Origin of the sequence: Kitasatospora sp. NPDC127111 (assembly GCF_042677465.1) — a bacterium.
Classification (GTDB): domain Bacteria; phylum Actinomycetota; class Actinomycetes; order Streptomycetales; family Streptomycetaceae; genus Kitasatospora.
The window spans coordinates 1-18,067 of the sequence record NZ_JBHXTG010000096.1; the positions used below are offsets into that span (position 1 = coordinate 1).

At 71.3% G+C, this 18,067-nt stretch carries 18 protein-coding genes; 12 read left to right on the top strand and 6 right to left on the bottom strand.

Going from position 1 to position 18,067, the window contains the following annotated elements:
* The first annotated feature begins 162 nt into the window (after positions 1 to 162).
* From ACFVHB_RS35970 to ACFVHB_RS35990, 5 genes are all read left to right on the top strand, one after another.
* Positions 163 to 1,137: a Scr1 family TA system antitoxin-like transcriptional regulator gene (locus ACFVHB_RS35970; RefSeq protein WP_380330851.1), complete on the top strand. Its 975-nt coding sequence runs from the start codon at positions 163 to 165 to the stop codon at positions 1,135 to 1,137.
* 97 nt (positions 1,138 to 1,234) lie between these two features.
* Complete coding sequence (locus ACFVHB_RS35975; RefSeq protein ID WP_380330853.1) at positions 1,235 to 2,086, top strand: hypothetical protein; 852 nt, start codon at positions 1,235 to 1,237, stop codon at positions 2,084 to 2,086.
* A complete protein-coding gene (locus ACFVHB_RS35980) occupies positions 2,040 to 3,542 on the top strand; it encodes a B12-binding domain-containing radical SAM protein (protein WP_380330856.1) in 1,503 nt (500 codons plus the stop codon). The genes ACFVHB_RS35975 and ACFVHB_RS35980 overlap by 47 nt, the downstream gene beginning before the upstream one ends.
* Positions 3,539 to 4,165 carry a dTMP kinase gene (tmk, locus tag ACFVHB_RS35985; RefSeq protein WP_380330859.1) on the top strand — a complete coding sequence of 209 codons (627 nt, stop codon included), beginning with the start codon at positions 3,539 to 3,541 and terminating at the stop codon, positions 4,163 to 4,165. Before ACFVHB_RS35980 ends, tmk begins: the two co-directional genes overlap by 4 nt.
* A 7-nt stretch (positions 4,166 to 4,172) precedes the next feature.
* A complete protein-coding gene (locus ACFVHB_RS35990) occupies positions 4,173 to 4,658 on the top strand; it encodes an NUDIX domain-containing protein (RefSeq protein ID WP_380330862.1) in 486 nt (161 codons plus the stop codon).
* 361 nt (positions 4,659 to 5,019) lie between these two features.
* Here the strand turns inward: ACFVHB_RS35990 and ACFVHB_RS35995 are convergent, their stop codons facing one another.
* A complete protein-coding gene (locus ACFVHB_RS35995; RefSeq protein WP_380330865.1) occupies positions 5,020 to 5,880 on the bottom strand; it encodes a hypothetical protein in 861 nt (286 codons plus the stop codon).
* Between the two features lie 286 nt (positions 5,881 to 6,166).
* Between ACFVHB_RS35995 and ACFVHB_RS36000 the strand changes: the two genes are divergently transcribed.
* Entirely contained in the window at positions 6,167 to 6,457 is a 291-nt protein-coding gene (locus ACFVHB_RS36000; protein ID WP_380330868.1) for a hypothetical protein, read from the top strand.
* Positions 6,458 to 6,595: 138 nt separating this feature from the next.
* Entirely contained in the window at positions 6,596 to 7,168 is a 573-nt protein-coding gene (locus ACFVHB_RS36005; RefSeq protein ID WP_380330871.1) for a hypothetical protein, read from the top strand.
* A 279-nt stretch (positions 7,169 to 7,447) separates the two neighbouring features.
* On the opposite strand, the gene ACFVHB_RS36010 is transcribed toward ACFVHB_RS36005, so the two are convergent.
* The gene (locus ACFVHB_RS36010) at positions 7,448 to 7,819 is read right to left on the bottom strand and encodes a hypothetical protein (protein ID WP_380330923.1); all 372 of its coding nucleotides are present in this window, start codon (positions 7,817 to 7,819) and stop codon (positions 7,448 to 7,450) included.
* A gap of 584 nt (positions 7,820 to 8,403) precedes the next feature.
* Between ACFVHB_RS36010 and ACFVHB_RS36015 the strand changes: the two genes are divergently transcribed.
* The 3 genes from ACFVHB_RS36015 to istB all read left to right on the top strand — a co-directional run bounded on the left by ACFVHB_RS36015 (position 8,404) and on the right by istB (position 11,222).
* Complete coding sequence (locus ACFVHB_RS36015) at positions 8,404 to 8,697, top strand: hypothetical protein (RefSeq protein ID WP_380330874.1); 294 nt, start codon at positions 8,404 to 8,406, stop codon at positions 8,695 to 8,697.
* 84 nt (positions 8,698 to 8,781) lie between these two features.
* Complete coding sequence (gene istA, locus ACFVHB_RS36020) at positions 8,782 to 10,422, top strand: IS21 family transposase (RefSeq protein WP_380330926.1); 1,641 nt, start codon at positions 8,782 to 8,784, stop codon at positions 10,420 to 10,422.
* Positions 10,419 to 11,222 (top strand): IS21-like element helper ATPase IstB, encoded by an 804-nt coding sequence (gene istB, locus ACFVHB_RS36025; RefSeq protein WP_380330876.1) that lies wholly within the window; start codon positions 10,419 to 10,421, stop codon positions 11,220 to 11,222. Before istA ends, istB begins: the two co-directional genes overlap by 4 nt.
* A 114-nt stretch (positions 11,223 to 11,336) precedes the next feature.
* Here the strand turns inward: istB and ACFVHB_RS36030 are convergent, their stop codons facing one another.
* From ACFVHB_RS36030 to ACFVHB_RS36040, 3 genes are all read right to left on the bottom strand, one after another.
* Positions 11,337 to 12,020: a hypothetical protein gene (locus tag ACFVHB_RS36030; protein WP_380330879.1), complete on the bottom strand. Its 684-nt coding sequence runs from the start codon at positions 12,018 to 12,020 to the stop codon at positions 11,337 to 11,339.
* A 182-nt stretch (positions 12,021 to 12,202) separates the two neighbouring features.
* A complete protein-coding gene (locus tag ACFVHB_RS36035) occupies positions 12,203 to 12,421 on the bottom strand; it encodes a hypothetical protein (protein ID WP_380330882.1) in 219 nt (72 codons plus the stop codon).
* Positions 12,422 to 12,587: 166 nt separating this feature from the next.
* Entirely contained in the window at positions 12,588 to 13,877 is a 1,290-nt protein-coding gene (locus ACFVHB_RS36040; RefSeq protein WP_380330885.1) for an RICIN domain-containing protein, read from the bottom strand.
* 174 nt (positions 13,878 to 14,051) lie between these two features.
* Here ACFVHB_RS36040 and ACFVHB_RS36045 point away from each other — a divergent pair, with 174 nt between their 5' ends.
* Both ACFVHB_RS36045 and ACFVHB_RS36050 read left to right on the top strand, forming a co-directional pair.
* Complete coding sequence (locus ACFVHB_RS36045) at positions 14,052 to 15,584, top strand: ricin-type beta-trefoil lectin domain protein (protein WP_380330888.1); 1,533 nt, start codon at positions 14,052 to 14,054, stop codon at positions 15,582 to 15,584.
* Positions 15,585 to 16,816: 1,232 nt separating this feature from the next.
* Positions 16,817 to 17,221 (top strand): hypothetical protein, encoded by a 405-nt coding sequence (locus ACFVHB_RS36050; RefSeq protein ID WP_380330891.1) that lies wholly within the window; start codon positions 16,817 to 16,819, stop codon positions 17,219 to 17,221.
* An 83-nt stretch (positions 17,222 to 17,304) separates the two neighbouring features.
* Here the strand turns inward: ACFVHB_RS36050 and ACFVHB_RS36055 are convergent, their stop codons facing one another.
* Positions 17,305 to 17,970: a TetR/AcrR family transcriptional regulator gene (locus ACFVHB_RS36055; protein ID WP_380330894.1), complete on the bottom strand. Its 666-nt coding sequence runs from the start codon at positions 17,968 to 17,970 to the stop codon at positions 17,305 to 17,307.
* Positions 17,971 to 18,067: the final 97 nt, after the last annotated feature.

Sequence of the window (18,067 nt, forward strand, 5' to 3'; positions counted from 1 at the left end):
ACCCGGTCCCGTACGGGACCGGGTTTCCCTGCCACCAGACCCACAAGACGACCACAGGATCGCCCCGAGCCCCGGGGCACGGCCACACCCGCCAGCGCGTCACCCTCGGCACTTCCATCTCGAGACCACCATCCCTCCGACCAGCGAGCGATCGACACCGACGTGAACACCACCTCCGCCACCCTGGACACACCTCGCCTGGGCGACTTCGTCCTCGGCCTGCACCTGCGCCACCTACGCGAGTGCCAGGGCCTCGCCCGCGCCGACATCAGCCACCGCATGCCCGACCACATCCCTGTCACCGCCGACGGCCTCGCCGCCATCGAGAACGGCCAGAGCCCGCAGCTGCGCCACGCCGCCGAACGCGGCCGCCACCACCACTACCTGACCGCCTACGGCGCCGGCCACGAAGCCAGCCTCGACTACCTACGCCGCGCCCAGCAGATCACCGCCAGCCCGCCGGACGGCTTCGTGGACGACGGCCTCGGCTGGCTCCACCGCTACCAGATCGCCGAGCAGAACGCCGACACCCTCCTGCTCGCCGGCGACCGCACCATCCCCACCCCGCTGCGCACCCCTGACTACACCGCCGCCCTGGCGATGGAGGCACTGGCCCCGACCCTCGCCGCCCCGGCGCCGCCCGGCGTCGGCTGCCCGGCCTGCCCGGCCTACCGATCCGGCCGGCTCGCCAACCCGGCAACCAGCACCGCCTGGCACCGCGCGCTGCACACCGCCCGCAGCGAGGCCTTCGCCGCGCGGCTGCACCGTCCCGGCCCCCCAACAACGACGGTGCTCCTTGCCGAAGGGCTGCTGCGCCGGCACGTCGGCGGAGCGCGTACGCATGCCCGGCAGATGCTTCACCTGGACGAACTCGCCCGTGAGTCCGGCCTGCAGGTCCGCATCGTGCCGGCGGGCAGCGGCGTGCTCCTGCGCGAGGGCCAGGCCCGACTGCGCTTCGGCCCGCGCGCCCTTACCACCCGCCTCCTCAACGAGTACGCCACCTACCGGGAAGGCGCCTCGAACCTGGACGCCGCCCTGGAGTGCGCACTCGACCCCGAGACCAGCCTGCGGATGGTGGTCAACGCTGCCGCCGGCACCCTGCCCCGCCGGCCCGGCCGTGGTGAGTGCCGCCCATGACGGCGCCCGCCGGCGTGATGAACGGCTGAACCGGCCCCGCCACCCCTCGGAGCTCTGGGAGGCTGGACCACCCACGCCCCGAGGCAAGGAGCAACCCATGAGTACCATCCTGACCACCGATCACCCGGCCTGGCAGCAACAGCCCGACGCCACCCTGCTGCGCCCGCTGCGCACCGCGGGCGGCATGTGGCTGGCCCGGTTCGGGCCCGACGGACTTGACCTGGCGTGTGTGGACGGAACCGAGGACGACAAGCCCGCCGCGGTGCTCACCGTCCCGGACCACCTGCCGGCCACGGTCCCGGCCGCGCTCGGCAACGGGCTGCGCGCTCTCGGGCCGAGCCGACGGGTGGCGAACCCGTGGCTGTGGGACGCGATCACCACTGCGATCCTGCGCCAGGTCGTCCGCGCCGACCAGGCCCGCAAGCTCTACCGCACCTGGTGCGCCACCTACGGCACCCCGCTCGACGGCCCGTACCGGCCGGTGCACCTCGCCCCCGGTCCCGCGGAGGTGCTCGACCTGGCGGACGAGCAGTTCGCCACCGTCGGCACCAAGTTCCACCGCACCGCGCTCCGTGCCGCGGCCGCCGCCTACCTGGAGCACGCCGACACCTGGCGCCGGCTCGCCCCGGCCGCCCTGGTCAACGCCCTGCTCGCCGTCGAACGGATCGGCCCGTGGACAGCCGCAGCGGCGGCCGCCGACTACACCGGCGACTTCGCCGTCTACCCGCACACCGATCTCGCGGTCCGCACCTGGGCCGCCCGGATCGCCCCCGACCACCCCTGGCCCACCGCCGACAAGCCGAAGAAGACCGAGGCCCTGTTCGGCGCGCACTGGCACCACCTGGCCGACCACGGCCGCCACCTGCACACCCTCACCCTGTCGACACTCACCTGGGGGGCCCATGCCCGTACAGATCAGCACGGAGGACACGACCAGCACCGACCGTGACCTCGTCGCCGGCGCGAACCCGCACCGCGTCATCGACTGCCTGTTCGTCAACGCCCCGCTGCGCGACTACGACCTGCGCCCGCGCGTCAACGACTACACCCTGCCCGTTCTCGGCATGGCCTACATCGCCACCTACGCCGCCAAGCAGGGCTACAACGTCGGCATCCTGGACGCCGAGGCCCACGGCCTGGGCATCGCCCGCACCGCCGCCATCGTCAACACCTTCAAGCCGCGCTGGGCCGCGTTCAACCTCCTCGCCCCAACCTACGAAATCTCCGCGCGCATCGCCGCCGCCCTTGACCCCGCGACGCTGGTCATGGTCGGCGGCCACCACGCCCAGGCCGACCCGGACCGCGTCCTCACGGACCCGCGCTTCGCCCGCCTGGAGGCCCTGGTGGTTGGCGAAGGAGAGACCCGGGTCGCCGCGCTGCTCGCCGACGTGCGGCGGCGAACCGAACTCCCCAAGGTCATGTGGCGCGACCGGCTACTCGAAACCACCGCGGCCGGCATCCCGCACGGCCCCACCAGCCGCTGGCTGTCCCCGGACATCAACGCCCTCACCCTGGACCGCCGCTTCCTGCCCCAGGACCCCTACCGGGCCGGTGACGGCCGCATGGAGGCGAACCTGGTGTGCTCGCGCGGCTGCCCCTACGAGTGCACGTTCTGCGGCGCCGCCGCGTCCATGAACCCCGAGGTGAAGATCCGCGCCCGCGACCCCCGGAACATCATCGCGGAGATGGACCAGCTCCACGACACCTACGGCTGCACCGCGTTCCGCGCCGTCGACGACCTCTTCCTCGGCACCCGCCGCATCATCCACACCGCCCTGAACGCCTTCGCCGACGCCCGCATCGGCGAGCGCTACCTCTGGGACGCCACCGGCCGCATCAACACCCTCGACCACGAGGACGACACCGTCCTCGACCAGCTGCGCACCAACGGCCTGCGGGAAGTCGCGCTCGGCATCGAGTCCGGATCGGCCAGGATCCTGAAGGCGATGGACAAGCGCATCACCCCCGAGATGACACTGCGCGTCGCCCGCCGCCTGATGGAGCGCGGAATCCGGGTGAAGGGGTACTTCATCCTCGGCTACCCCGGGGAGACCCGCGCGGACGCGATGGACACCCTGCGCCACATCCGTGAGCTCTGGGAGCTCTCCGACCGGCTGGAGGGCACCTTCCGGGCCTCCGCGTTCACCTTCCGCCCCTACCCCGGCAGCCCGATCTTCAACACCCTCGTGGAACAGGGCTGGGACCCGGAGGCGATGCAGACCTACCAGGACGTCGACCTGACCGCGCACGGCGCCGACGAGGCGATGCGCGGCCGCGACGAGTTCAACTTCGCCACCGGCCAGCAGTACGGCGAAGTCCCGCCGCCGCAGCTCTACGACTGGCTGGGCGACATCTCCCGCGAGCAGCACGAACGCAACGTCACCGCGAAGGCGGCTACCGCATGAGCGGCCTGCTGATCACCATCGACGGCCCGAGCGGCCTGGGCAAGTCCACCACCGTCGCCGCCACCCGCCGCGCCCTTCAGGCGGCCGGCCACACCGTGCACACCGCCACCGGCCCCTCCGCCACCCCCTTCGGCCAGGCCGTGCGCGAGGCGGCCGCGACGATGCACGGCCGCGCCCTGGCCCTGGCCGTCGCCGCCGACCGCCTCCACCAGCTCGACACCGAGATCCGCCCGCGCCGTACGGTCGGCGACATCGTGCTCTGTGACCGCTACCTGCCCTCCACGCTGGTCCTGCAGCGCGCCGACGGCGTCGACCTCGACTTCCTGCTCTCCATCAACACCGACGCGGACGTACCCGACCTCTCCGTGATCCTCACCGCGGACGTCGACACCGTGCAGCGCCGCCTCGCCCACCGCGGCACCCGACACCGCTTCGAGCTGGACGCCGCCGCCACCGCCCGTGAGCTCCAGCTCTACAACGAGGCGGCTCCGGTGCTGGCCGAACTCGGCTACCGGCTCCACACCGTGGACACCACCCACCTGACCCCGGAGGAGATCGCACAGTCCATGCTGGAAGCGGTCCCCATCCGAACGATCAACACCAAAACCCCGTACGGCAGTTAGAGAGACCATGACCACCAGCACCACCGACTCCAAGACCGCGACAACGCCAGCCATCGCGCCGCCGGTCGTGGACACGCACGTGATCGTGCGCACCGAAGACGGCAAGATCCTGCTGTCCCAGCGCGGCGGACCCTACGGCTACGGCCAGTGGCACGCCCCCAGCGGCAAACTCGAACCGGGCGAGCTGCCGGCGGTCGGAGCTGCACGCGAGCTGGAGGAGGAGACCGGACTCATCGTCGACCCGGACCACCTCCAGCTCGCCTACACCGTCAGCCACTACCAGAGCCCGACCGTGCAGCGCCTCGGCCTGTTCTTCGTCGCCACCATGTGGGAGGGCGAGCCCGTGAACCGGGAACCGGCTAAGTGCCTGGACCTGCGCTGGTTCGCCGAGCACGAGCTGCCCGAGGACCTGATCCCCTACCCCGCGGAGGGGATCAGGGGCGCGCTGACCGCCCGGGGCGGTCTGGCCCTGCACAACTGGCCGACGCCCTGACCGCAGGGGGGTGGCGGTGGCGGCCAGGCACGGCGACCGCCGCCACCCTTACACAGCAGCAACGCGCCCGCGAGGCGTTGGAGCGGTGGCCGCAAATGGAGGCTCTCGCTGAACGGATCGCAGATCGGCTCTCCGCCGCTGACATCGCCCAACTGCTGAACGGGCTCTGAGACGGCAGTCGAGGACCCACCCAACGCGCGCCCGCCTCTCAGGAGGTGGGGCGCGCGTTGTGCTGAGGAAACGACTGCTCGACCGGACCGCCCGTGAGCGAAGATCGCCTTGTGCGTCCTGCCAGGGACGGACTCACCAGCACGAAGGGGGACGGGTGAAGGATCTTCAACTGCCTGGATTTCTCAGCGACCTACCCGGCGGTGTCGGCGGCGCCGGGGGCCTGCTCGCCGCAGCTCTGCTGATCCTCGCCTACTTCGCGAACCAGGCGAAGGGGAGCGGAGGGCAAGAGCAGCTGCTGCAGCAGGTTGACGATGCCGGCGGCCAGGCCCGGCTCGTCCCGGGCCGCGCGCAGCGCCAGATCCCGTGCTGCGTCCCAGGGCCCGCCGCCCGGGGTGAGGGTGAGCACCGTCAGCCAGTCCTTCGGGGACAGCCGCGCGGTGACCTTGCGGTTCTCCAGCTCGGCCATCAGGCCGGGCGCGGGCGCGTTGTGGCGCGCCAGCCCGCTCAGCGTTGCCGAGAAGCGGTCACGGCCCAGGTCCTCCCACGGTGACTGCGCCGCGGGGACAGACGGGGCCGGGGTGTCGCGGTGCGCCGCGGCGGTGCGGACGAGGGGTTGCGGGTCGGGTACATCCAGGCCGGCGAGTCGGCCGAGCAGCCCCAGCAGCGCCTGCTCGCGCGCGGACTTCTTCGCGGAGGCGTATCGGCGCGGGCCTTCCACCGTGCCGTCGGGCAGGTCGATCGCGGCCCGGCAGGAGAAGCCCTGCCCTTCGACGTGCTCCTCGACGACGCTCACCTTGGGCAGCCCCGTCACCTGGGCGTGGGTGGCCAGGACCGCGGACGCGAACTCGGGCCGGCCGGCGAGCCAGCGCAGCACCGCTTCGCGGGCCGGCCGCCAGCACGGATCGTCCGCTCTTAGGAGCAGCGTCTGCGCGTCGCGGACCGGCACGCACCCGGCCTCGGCACGGCGTACCGCCTCGTCCACGAGCTCGGGATCCTGCCGCCTGAGCTGCACGCTCTTCTGCAGCGCAGTCGAGAAAACCTTCTCCGGCATCGACGTCCACCGGCTCGCCTGTGCCGCGTCGGCCGGTGAGGGCACCGCGGGCGCATCGGATCGGTGTTCAGGCGATGTGACCGGCACAGCACACTCCATAGGGGACTCGACAGCGGCACTTGGCATTGTGCCGTCACCGCGCGTCGTGGTGGGGGAATCAGCTCGCGCGCCGGCCGGGCGTACCGGCCCCGGGCCGGAGCCGACACGCAGCACATTCGATCCCCCGAAGAGGCGGTTTCCCGTGAAAGCGGTCCAGCGGCCGGCTGGGCCCGCCATCATCTCGGGCATGGACGACACCACCGCTGCCAGGGCCCGTGCCTACTTTGCCTGCGTCGAGACTGGTTGCCGCAAATGCCGGGTCGAGGCGGGTCAGTACTGCCGCAATCGGGTCGGCGGCGTCGAGTACAACGCGCTGTTCCACAAGCCCCGCCAGGTCGATGCCGGCGCCCCGGCCATCCTGGAGACGGTCGGGATCCGCAAGTTGAGCTGGCAGCCCAGTGTCGGGATGACGAAGTGGGACGGCCACCCGATGCCGGTGCCGATGCCGGGCCTCAGCGCATCGCGCCCCATGTCCTGAGTACGCGGAGCAAGGCCCTCGGTCCGCTGCCCGAACACCGTCTGTCCGCTGGCGAACAGGATCTCCGGCGTCCCGAGTTGCATCCTGCACCGGCGCGCTCGCGGCTGTCGTCGGTGTGCACCGGGCACACTGGTCGCCGTGACCCCCACCTGCCAGTGCGGCCCTGCCACCATCAATGGCCCCGGGATGCTCGCCGCCCATCACGCCTACCAGCGCCAGATCCGCGCCGAGCGAACCGCCGGCGGCCGGCAGTTCCGCTCCCGCCGCACCGACTTCCACCCAATGAACACCCTGAGCTTCCTCGCAGGGCTACTCGACGGTGACGGCGCTGTTCGCCTCGAAGTCGCCTCCGCCGCAGAGGAACTGGAGCGTCCGCTGAACCTGCTGGTCGATGAACTCCGCTGGCTCGCCGACGGGCGCCGGTTCCTGCACACCGAGGGCTTCGCTGACGGCCTGACGAAGATCTGGCTCAACCCTGCGGTCGCTGTGGACGGCGGGTGCGATCCGCGGCCCCTGGCGGCCAGGCACCGCTTCCCCTACCCCCTCCTGGCCGACGGGGGTCTGTCCGCGCCCGAGCCGGTCCGCTTCCTGGAGTACTCCGCACCCTTGTGGGACGAGGTCTACTTCGCGAACCGCGACATGTTCGTGGGCGAGGTGTTCCCCAACCCTGACTGCCGGGCCTGCTTCCCGGTCAGGCTCCGCTCGGTCTGACCGCCGGCACCTCCAGGAACCCCGCCGCTGACCGCGTCACCGCGGCGCCCGGGCAGGCGGTCCTCAGACGAGAGGCGGCACTTCACCAGTGCGCGCCCTGGCCCTGACCGACGATGAACCCGCCGACGGGTAGCCCAGGCCGCCCTTGTTCCCGGGCGACGGCGGCCGCCACCGCCAGCCCGCCTTCTGGGACACGCTGGCAGCGGCGCGATCTCTGCGGGTCGAGGATGAGCTGCGTCCAGCCCGCGACCGCGGGGGAGAGTTCGGTGACCCGCGTGGTCACCACCCACACCCGCGCCCGCTGGAGGCGAGCGCGGCAAACAGCCCGTACAGCGTGGCCTGCGCGTCGAGGGTGTGCTGGGTCGGCTCGCGCAGGGTGCGCCGGCGGACAGTGTGGGAGCGGTCGGCGTACGTGACCTGGAGCTCGACCTGGCGGCCGTTCTGCCGGGAGGCGCGCAGCCGGGCGCCGAGCTCACTGGCGAGATCGAGCAGCGCCCGGCGGATCAGGTCCGGCTCCAGGACGTCGCGCTCGAACCGGCGGGGCCGCGATCGCGGCGGGCAGCCCGCCGGCCGCCACTGTCGTTGGTCGACTCCGTGAGCCCGCTCGTACAGGAGCTGCCGCGTGCTAGCTACACAGGGGCCGTCTGGAATCGCTGCGGCACCCCGTAGTGAGCGCGTTCAGCCAGGACGACGTGGTGGAGGGTGGCTGCACCCGGTACGGGTGCGCCACCCTCATGGGCTCGCGCCGGAATACACGGGCCCGGTCCCTGTTCCATGGTGGAGCCCACGACGCCAGGGAAGATCCAGCCCTGGAAGAACTGGAATCAGCGTTGTGGAGAGATTGTCACCAGCGGCAACTCAGGGCAACCGTGGCATGGACGAGATTGCACGAATCCGGGAGGTTTGACCCGTCGAGCTGAACATCCGCAGGGCGGCTACCCGCGTTCGAGTGTTGATTCACTCGAACGGAGTGTGTGTCGCATGGACGTTTCTGCATCAAACCTCTTGACGGGTCGGGAGCGGATTGTAGTTACGGCATTACAGGTGATTAGATCGTCCCGCTCGACGCGAAGGGGGCCGGAATCCCTTGTCGGGCAGTCAAGTGTGGAGCCCGCAACCGACGTTCTCCCTTCATCCAGCAGGGAGTCCGTCCGGATGCCAGGGTGCGCGCCTTTCGTGGGCGCGCACCCGCACCAGCCCTGGACCCGAGCCGATCACGATCGTGCCTTCAAGAAGTGGACGAATCAGTGTCAACGTGTCCCGCCACCCCTGACTACGGCACTGGCCCGCTGCCCGGCAGGCCGAAGAGCCTGACCACCGGCGAGGTCGTCATCATCGTCGTCATCCTCACCCTGGCCGCGCTCCTGGCCGTCCTGGGCCAGCCGATGCCCGCCACTCTTCAGTTCGTCGGTGGCGTGGTCTTCCTCGCCTGCCGCGCCGTCAAGGCACTGCGCGGCCTGGCTCTAATCACGAGTTGTGAAGTCAGTTGTTCACGAGTTTGGGAGTCACCCCGAACCACGGACGGGTGATGTTCACGAGTTTCGACGTCACCGGGGTACTTGCCAGGTCAGCATCGGGAGGGCTCCTGGTGAAAGGCCCTGCTCATGCCGCAGATGTCGAAGGTCGAGCTGTACGCCGCGATCCGGCGAGACCACCGCGGCGGCATGAAGCTGCGAGAGATCGCGCGCAAGTACAACGTGTCGTGGCGGACGATCAGGAAGGCCGTGGACTCGGTCTGGCCGGAGCCGCGGAAGAAGCTCCCGCCCCGAGCAACCGCGCTGGACCCGTACAAGGCGGTGGTCGACGGGATCCTGCGGGCCGACCTGGACGCGCCGCGCAAGCAGCGGCACACCACCACCCGGATCTTCCACCGCCTGGTCGAAGAGCACGGCGCCGAGGTCTCCTACCAGCAGGTCCGCCGCTACGTCGCCGACCGCAAGCCGCAGATCCTGGTGGAATCGGGCAAGGCCCCGATCGAGGCGTTCGTCCCGCAGACGCACCGGCCCGGAATGGAGGCCGAGGTCGACTTCGGCGACGTGACCGTGAAGCTCGCCGGCGAGCTGGTGACCTGCTACCTGTTCTCCTTCCGGCTGTCCTACTCGGGCAAGGCCGTCCACCGCGTCTTCGCGTCCTGCGGGCAGGAGGCGTTCTTCGAGGGCCACGTCCACGCCCTGCGAACGCTGGGCGGCGTCCCGCGGAGCAAGGTCCGCTACGACAACCTGAAGGCCGCCGTCGCCCGGGTGCTGGGCCTGAGCCGCGCCCGGGTGGAGGCCGACCGGTGGATCGCCTTCAAGTCGCACTTCGGGATCGAAAGCTTCTACTGCCGGCCCGGCATCGAGGGCGCCCACGAGAAGGGCGGCGTCGAGGGTCAGATCGGCTACTTCCGCCGCAACCACTTCGTGCCGGTTCCGGAGGTCGAGTCGCTGGCGGAGCTGAACGAGCTGGTCGAGCAGTGGGACCGGCACGACGGGCGGCGCCGGATCGGCTCCAGGCCCCGGACGGTCGATGAGTACTTCGAGGACGAGCGCCCCCTGCTGCTGCCGCTGCCCGAGGACCCGTTCGAGACCGGGCGGGTGTTCACCCCGCGCGTCGACCGCTACGGGCAGATCGCTGTTCGCACCAACCGCTACTCGGTGCCGGTCCGCCTGATCGGCAAGCGCGTCCGGGTGCTGCTGCACGCCTCCCACCTGGTGGTCTACGACAGGAACGTGGAGGTTGCCCGGCACGAGCGGCTGATCGCCAAGGGCGGCTGCCGACTGGAGCTGGACCACTACCTGGAGGCACTGGTCCGCAAGCCGGGTGCCTTCCCGGGCGCGACCGCGCTCGACCAGGCCCGCTCCGCCGGGAAGTTCACCCCGGTCCACGACGCCTGGTGGGCCGCGGCGGTCAGGGCCCACGGCGACGCCGAGGGCACCCGGGCGCTGATCGAGGTGTTGCTGCTGGGCCGTCACCTCGCGCACGAGCACATCGTCGCGGGCCTGGCCACCGCCCTGCGGGCCGGGGCCCTGACCGCGGACGCGGTCGCGCTCGAGGCCCGCAAGGCCGCCCAGACCGAGGACGAACCTGCTGCGGTTGTCCCCGCACCGAGGCCGGCCGGCGGGCCGGGATCGGCGACCGTGACATTCCTGCATGAGTGGAAGCTCAACCACCTTCCGCCGGACACCAGGCCGCTGCCTTCGGTGACTCACTACGACCAGTTGCTCCGACACCGCCGCGTCGGCTGCGGTGACCTGCGAGAGGGAGAAGCGCCATGACCGCCATGCTGCCCCGCCAGCGGAACCTGACCGAGCAGGCCGCGACCACGGCCATCGACACCGCGTGTCGGCTGCTGCGGCTGCCGTCGATCCGCAACGAGTTCGCCGAGATCGCCGACCGGGCGGTCAAGGACCAGATGACCTACCGCGGCTTCCTGGCCGAGCTGCTGATGGCCGAGTGCGACGACCGGGCCCGCCGCCGCTCGGAGCGGCGGATCAAGGCCGCCGGGTTCCCCCGGGACAAGTCGCTGCGGACTTTCGACTTCGACGCCAACCCCAACATCGACCCCGCCGTGATCAACACCCTCGCCAGCTGCGAGTGGATCAAGAAGAGCCAGCCGCTCTGCCTGATCGGCGACTCCGGCACCGGCAAGTCCCACATGCTCATCGCCCTGGGCACCGAGGCCGCCATGCAGGGCTACCGGGTCCGCTACACGCTGGCCACCAAGCTGGTGAACGAGCTGGTGGAAGCCGCCGACGAGAAGCAGCTGAACAAGACGATCGCCCGCTACGGCCGCGTCGACCTGCTCTGCATCGACGAGCTCGGCTACATGGAACTCGACCGCCACGGCGCCGAACTGCTCTTCCAGGTCCTCACGGAACGCGAGGAGAAGAACAGCGTCGCCATCGCCTCCAACGAGTCCTTCGGCGGCTGGACGAAGACCTTCACCGATCCCCGCCTCTGCGCGGCCATTGTCGACCGCCTCACCTTCAACGGCACCATCATCGAGACCGGCACCGACTCCTACCGACTCGCCTCGACCCGGGCGCGCACCGAAGTGCCCGCCAAGGCCGGCTGACCGCCGCGGGCTCCTGTCCGACGCCTCCCCGCCTTCGGGCGGAGAGCCGTCGACCGTTCAGCCGCGCACCGGCTGGTGGTCTGTTCACCCAGCCGGGGGCCACCAGCCCGGCACTCACAGCGCCAGCTTCTCCCACGCGACCCCAGTCGGCCGGCTCGCTGGATCCCGTGCGAAGTCCGTGAACACGGACACGACCTGCTCACGGTCCTGGAGCACGCAGCGGTAGTGCCGCTCAGGCGAGCCGTCGCGATGCTCAACGGCATACCCGCCCGCCGCAGCCCCCGCCCGAGCACCGGTCCCGACCTGGACAAACCGACCTGACTGACCTTCGAGGATCACAAACCAGTTCTCTGCCGACACGCGCCGCACTGCCCGCTCCACGGTCTCCAAATCCGGGTCGCTGACCGGCAGGCCGACACACGACTGAAGCTCCAGCGCACCCGCGGTTCGCAGAGCGGGTGGAACATGCACAACGCCGGCCTGCGGGTCGAAGCAGACGAGCCCATGCTGGCCGGCCAGTTCGATGACGCGGGGCGCCACCTCCGCCGCCCGGCCCCACTGCATCGGCATCAGCACATAGCCGTCACCGGCATCCAGGCCCGCCGACCACGGCGACGACTCGTCCGCCGCGTCCCCGGCCTCGGGGAACTCGGCAACCAGCGCCGCATGGAAACCCCGCACCGCCGCAGCGGGTCGGACCACCGCAGACTCGCCCGCGCACAGACGCCGAAGCGTCTCCGCCGCTGCGGCACGTGAAGGGCGAGCCTCCTCCGACCACACCCCAAGATCAAAACTCACGACGGATGTCTCCCTGCAACAAGCACCGGCTTCGAACGAGCCGCGATCCTATGCGCCCACCCTGACAACCCGCTCTCCGCTCCCACCCTCGCCAGACCCATTCAAGATCCAACAACATCAGGCGACGGGCAGGCCGGGGAAGATCGCCGAGCCTCGCAGAGGCCCATCGCCTCCAGGTGACGTCATATCTGGTGAACATCCGCGGCACTCAAGATCGCCAACTGCTGCCCAAAGCGCTGACCAATCGCTGCTACTTCACGTGAACAAAGCCACTCGCCGCTCGCGACGACCTTGGCCATCGTCACAGTTGCGACCGAATTCTTCTGGGCGGGCTTGCCGCGGGTGACGGCGTTGGCGCTCACGCTGATGGCGAGGACGGCGGCGACGATCAGCGCGATCATCCGCAGCAGGCGCACGGCCCTGCCCCGCCCCGGGCGGGGCCGGGGGCTGGCGGTACCGGTCGTGAAGTCTGGGTCGGGGTGGGTCATGTCGTGCTCCCATCGGTGAGTGGGTTCCGGGCAGGACGGATCAGCCGCGAGGCTGCGGTGGAGGCGTGTCGACGGCAGGTCAGGTGAGGGTCCACCAGTGGTCGTCGCCGGGCTCCGGGTGGCAGGGGTAGACGCCCAGGCGCAGGCCCTCGGTGGGGTCGGCGTGGCCGGGGACGTCCAGGCACATCGGCGCGGGTGTGCCGTCGGACTTGGCGTTGACGAGCAGGAACGCGGTGTGGTCGCCGTTCCAGCGCTGGAGCCACAGGTGGTTGTCGGCGCTGCTGTAGTCGCAGGGGTAGAGGCCGACCTGCGAGTTGGCCGGTGCCCCGTGGTTGGGCGGGTCCACGCACAGTCCCGATCCGGCGGGGCGGAGGGCGAACCCGTGCCCGCCGCCGGCGGCGGGCACGAGGTCGAACTGCTGCTGGTGCTCTCCGTCCGCGCCGCACCGGTCCTGGACCACCGGGTGCCCCATGTTCGGGACGCCGCCCGTCGGCACGTCCAAGCACAGGCCTGTCGCCACGTTCCGCAGGACCCGGCGCGGCGGGGCGGCAGACGCGGCCGGGACCTTGGCGGGCCCGGTCGGAGGCGGGGAGGAGGGTGCGCTGCTGGGCGCCGCGGCAGTGGGGGAAGAGGGCTTGGGCGGCGGGGCGGACGCGGTTGGCGTGGCCGGCTTGGGAGTCGGCGCAGCGGAGGACGGTGTGGCCGGGTTGGGAGTCTGCGGAGCGGGCGGCGGTGTCTGGGGCGGTGCGTTCGGCGGCACAGACGGTGCCGGTGCGGGCGGCGGGGAAGCCGGGACGTCGTTGATCTTCCGGTATCGGAGGGGGACGTACGTGGCGGTGGGGTGTCGCGCGATCTCGGCGGCTGCGCGGTTGACGGTCGCCACCGAGGCCGGCCTGTCGCCCCCGCTCTCGGAGTAGTACCGGAACTCGCCCTGCGCCCTGCCGGTCCAGCCGGCGAACAGGATGACGTGTCCGCCACCGTCAGGGGTGTCGAGCGCGTCGCCGGGCTTCAGCTGCTCCCAGGTGATCCTGTCGGCGACGGAGAGCAGGCCGGTGGTGTCGAGGCTGTCCGCCAGCTGCCAGGCCATGGAGACGAAGCCGGAGCAGTCCTGCCGGTACGGCCCACCGGTCGCGCTGTCGCTCCACCACTGCTTCTGGCTGTAGCTCACCCGCTGCTCGACCCAGTGCCGGGCACGGGCGATGACCTGGTCGCGGGTGACCGGGGCGCCGGTGGCGGCGCCCTGGCCGAGGGCGCCGGTAGTGGTGGGCCGCTGGAGCTTGGGACTGCTGTCCGCCTGGGCGGGCAGCACGGTCAGGCCGGTGGCGAGTGCCAGGGCGGCGAGAGCGGCGGCGCGCCGTGGTCGGTTCATCGTGTGTGGTCCCGTCCGTCGTCGGTGGACCCGCTTGCCGGGCTTGCCGGAAGCGGTGGAACACCACGGTGGAACCTGGTCTGATTGTCCGTCGGGCCGTGTCGGCCGGGCCGCAGGTCAGCGCGCCGCAGGTTGCGAACACCGGCGAACATGCCGGATATCCGAGGGGGAGAGATGGGGAAGGCCGGCCGTCCGCCGGGTCCGCTGCGGGGGCGCACCGAGCAGGCCAACGCGCTCGCGCAGTTCCTGCGGGAGCTGACCGCCGAGAGCACGGTCAGAGACCTGGAGAGGCGCTACAGCCTGGCCAGGAGTTCGTGGAGCGAGTACCGCTCCGGTCAGAAGATCATCCCGTGGGACCGGCTCAGCAAAGTGGTCGAGCACCGCTTCGCCCACGACCCGCGCGCCCGGCAGCTTGCGATGGACAACGCCCGGCGTCTGCACGCCGCCGCCGTCTCCGCCCAGCCCCGTTCCGCTGCGCCCGCCCCGGTGCCCGCCGACCCCGCCGACCCCGCCGACACTTCGGCCCACCGAGCGGCACCGACCGAGGCGGGCGATGCCGGACAACCGGCGGACAATCCCCCCACCAGCACGGACACCCCATCGGCCCCCGGTGCCGCGCCCGACCCGGGGAGTTCGGCCGCTGCGCTTCCCAGCTCCGTCCCGCCCGGGCCGCAAGGCGTTGGAGCTTGCGAGCCCGCCGAGCCCCCGGCACCGCGGTCCGTCGGTACCGACCTCGTGGCCGCCGCCTCCCTCCCTGCCGGTGGGCCCCCGGCTCCGGCTCCCGCCACCGCCCGCAAGCGAACCGGCGCCGAGCGAAGCGCCGGCATCGGATCGTGGTGGAGCCGCTGGCGGACCCCGGTCCAGTGGGCTCTGCTGGGCGTCCTGCTCGCCGTGGTCGTCCTCGCCAATCAGGCCCAGCGCCCCGGCGGCCAGCCTGCTGCCGCACCGTCGGCGCCCAGCACCGCTGACAGCGTGGGAGGCCAGCCCGCGGACGTGCCGCCCGATTCCCCGGCCACCGGCAGCACTCCGGAGCAGCCGGCCTCCAGCCCGGCACCCGAGCCGCCGGCGCCGGCCGCCTCCACCCCTGCTACGTTGCCCCCGGCCCCGGCCGGCGCTCCCGCGGCCCCCGGCACCGCTCCCTCCCGCCCGGCCGCCACCCCCACCCAGCCGGCCGCCACACCGCCACCGCCCGCGCCTGCCCCGGTTCCGGCGGCGCCCGCGCCCTCCCCAGCGGCGCCCGACGGACCGCCCCGCCGCTCACTGCGCAACGTGGCGACGGGCCTGTGCGTGGACGTGCCGACGAGCGGCGTCCCGAACATGGGCCACCCGGTGGTCCAGGAGCGGTGCGGCGCGAGCGGAGAGCACCTGCAGTACTTCGACCTCGTGCCCGCCGCCGGAGGTGCGAGCGGGTTCGCGCTGCGCCCGGCCGGCTCCACCCTGTGCGTGGACCCGCCCGAACACGGAGCCCCCACGAACGCGCAGGTCGGTCTCTACCCCTGCGACCTCACCGCCGCCGACAACCACCTGTGGCGCCTGCAGTGGAACGACACCAACGGCTTCATGCTCGTCAACGTCAAGTCGGACGGCACCGCCACGCCGATGTGCCTGGACGTCCCCGGTCACGCCGACCCCACCCCGGGCCTGCGCCTGGGCGTCTACCCCTGCCACCCGGACCCCGGCGACGACCAGTGGTGGGCCTTCACCTGAGAACCGGCCAGCCGCCTATCGCCGACCCCGGCGGCTGTTCCGCCGTGTCCAGCACGTCGCTCTCCATCTCCGTCGTCGGCTTGTAGCGCGGACCCGGGTTCCAGCGGCCCGGGGCACCGCGGGGCGGGCCTGAGTGCCCGTGACGCCGGACGGTAGGGGCGGGAGAAGGGGTCAAGGTACCGGAAGCGGTTTCACGGATCCGCCCTGCGCCCGAGAGCGGGTCGACACGGTGGGCGGGCGGTACACCCTCCGGGGCGCTGGTCAACCCTTCGTCGACCTGGCCGGGGGAACGACGCTGGCGCCGCCCCGAGGCACGGGGCGGCGGCCGGACCGGGCGGCCCGGAGGGGGCGGCTACTGCGGGCAGGTGTCGAGCATCCGGTTGAGGGTGGCCTTCTCGGCGTCGGTGATGCTGAGGCCGTAGATGTGCTTGGTGTCGGTCCACGCACGGGAGTAGGTGCACCAGTGGGAGGTGGCCGGCGGCCGCCAGGCGTCCGGCGACTTGTCGCCCTTGCCGCGGTTGGAGGCGGCGGAGACCGCGATCAGCTGGGAGTGGGTGAGGTCGTTGGCGAATGAGCGGTGCTTGGCGGTGGTCCAGGTGTCGGCCCCGACTGGCGGGGAGCGTCATTCCGAGTACGCGGTATTCGGGCTGTCGGTGGGAGTGCCGCGACTTCGTGGAACGTGCCGGTGCTGTTGTCCCGGCCGTTGACGGCCAGGGAGTTCCTGGCCTCGCACTGGAACTCCAGGGAGGAGCTGCCGAAGACGCCGGACAGACTGCGGGAGCTGATCGGCGGCAAGTACTCCTCGAGGTGGCTGGACCTGGCGTGCGGATCGCGCTGGAGGGCCTGGGCGCGGATCTGCCGGACCGGAGGTGGGTGGTGTTCTCCCGGGCGCGGTGGCACGGGCTGGAGCTGTTCATGCTGTGACGGAGCGGGCTAGTTTGCGAGCGGCCGAGAGGTAGGCCCTGTTCGGGGGCTTGGTGGAGCAGATCGGTTTGCGGCTCGGGAGCGCGGGAGTTTGGGAGCGCGGGTTCGGGAGTTCGGCCAGGCGGTGACCGTAGGTAGTGGTGGCTTGCAGGCATGACGGTCAGACAGTCCGCGGTCGAGGAGTGTCAGGCTGCTTCGGCTCCGCTTCTGCGGCTACGGTGAGGGGGGCAGGGGTCTCGATGTCGGTAGTCTCTTCCGCTTGCCCCGGCCGACGCGTTCCTCCTGCCGACCGTGGGAATGAGCCGGACATGGACGAGGACCAGGGGCAGGCTGGCCCGGTCGACGCGGCGCGCGCCCGGGAACTGACCTGGCAGCTGCGCACCGTGATCGAGGACGTCCGCGTCGCCGTCCTGGTCCTCGCCCGCCGGGTTCGCGCCGCCCACCAGGTCCGCGTGTGGACTGGCCTCGGGCACTCGTCGTGGTCGGTGTACGCGCTCGCCGAGTTCGGGATCGGCCGATCGATGGCGTACTGGCTGCTCGACCTGGCGGCCGCCGCGGAGGCGATCGAGGGCACCTTTCGGGCCGCGCTCGGGGTGTCCCACGCGTGGGACAGCACTGACCTGGTCCACCAGGATGCCGGGTGTGCCCCGCTGCCGGCCGAGCTGGTCGGCGGGATCGTCGCCGCAGCGGTTCGTGCCGCCCATCCTCTCTGATGGCTCACAACGGAGCGGCAGAGAAGTCGAACCGGTTCAGCCCAAGAGGCACGGAGGCTTCGGCCTGTTCAGTGCGACGCTGGTCAGCGGCGGGGTAGCACGCCCAGGAGGGTCGCGGTCAAGGCCTGCTTCAAATAGTCCTTCAGATCCAAGCGGAAGCGGGCCAGCTCGGGCTCGGCCTCGTAGGCCGCCTGCAGGCTGGGCGGGGGCGTGCTGTATGCCGTCAGCGCGCCGGCCATGACCATGGTCTGCAGGCTGAACAGTGTCGCGTTCTCGCCCAGCTCCGGCAGGTACTTCCGGATCAGGGCGGTCATGGTTGTCAGGTGGTCCAGGGAGGCGCGCTTGTAGCGTGCCACGACCTCGACGGAGACGTTGTGCTCCAGGACGCTGCCCTGTGCGCCGAAGAGTTCGCACAGCACCATTTTGCCGGACAGCGAGCGGCTGAGGATCTCGGCCACCGCTGCCGCTCGCTCGGGCATGGGGAGATCTTCGTCGATGCCGGCGGCCAATTCCCCTGCCAGTTCCGTCAGCCACTCCCGCAGGTAGCGGTCGAGCAGCTCCAGGAGCACCGCCTCGCGAGATTCGAAGTAGCGCAGCACGTTCGGCTTCGCCAGGCCTACCCGGCGGCTGAGCTCGTTCAGGGTGACCGCGGCCACAGGCATCTCGTCGAGCATCGCCGACGCCGTGTCGAGGATCGCCCGTCGGCGGATCTCCCGCTGTTCTTCGGTTCGCGCCCGCTGGAAAGTCACGATCGCCAGTCTAGATTAGGTACCTTCGGTACGTTGACAACATACCGAGGGTACTTTAATGTCGACGACACAAGATACCTTCGGTACGTTATCTGGC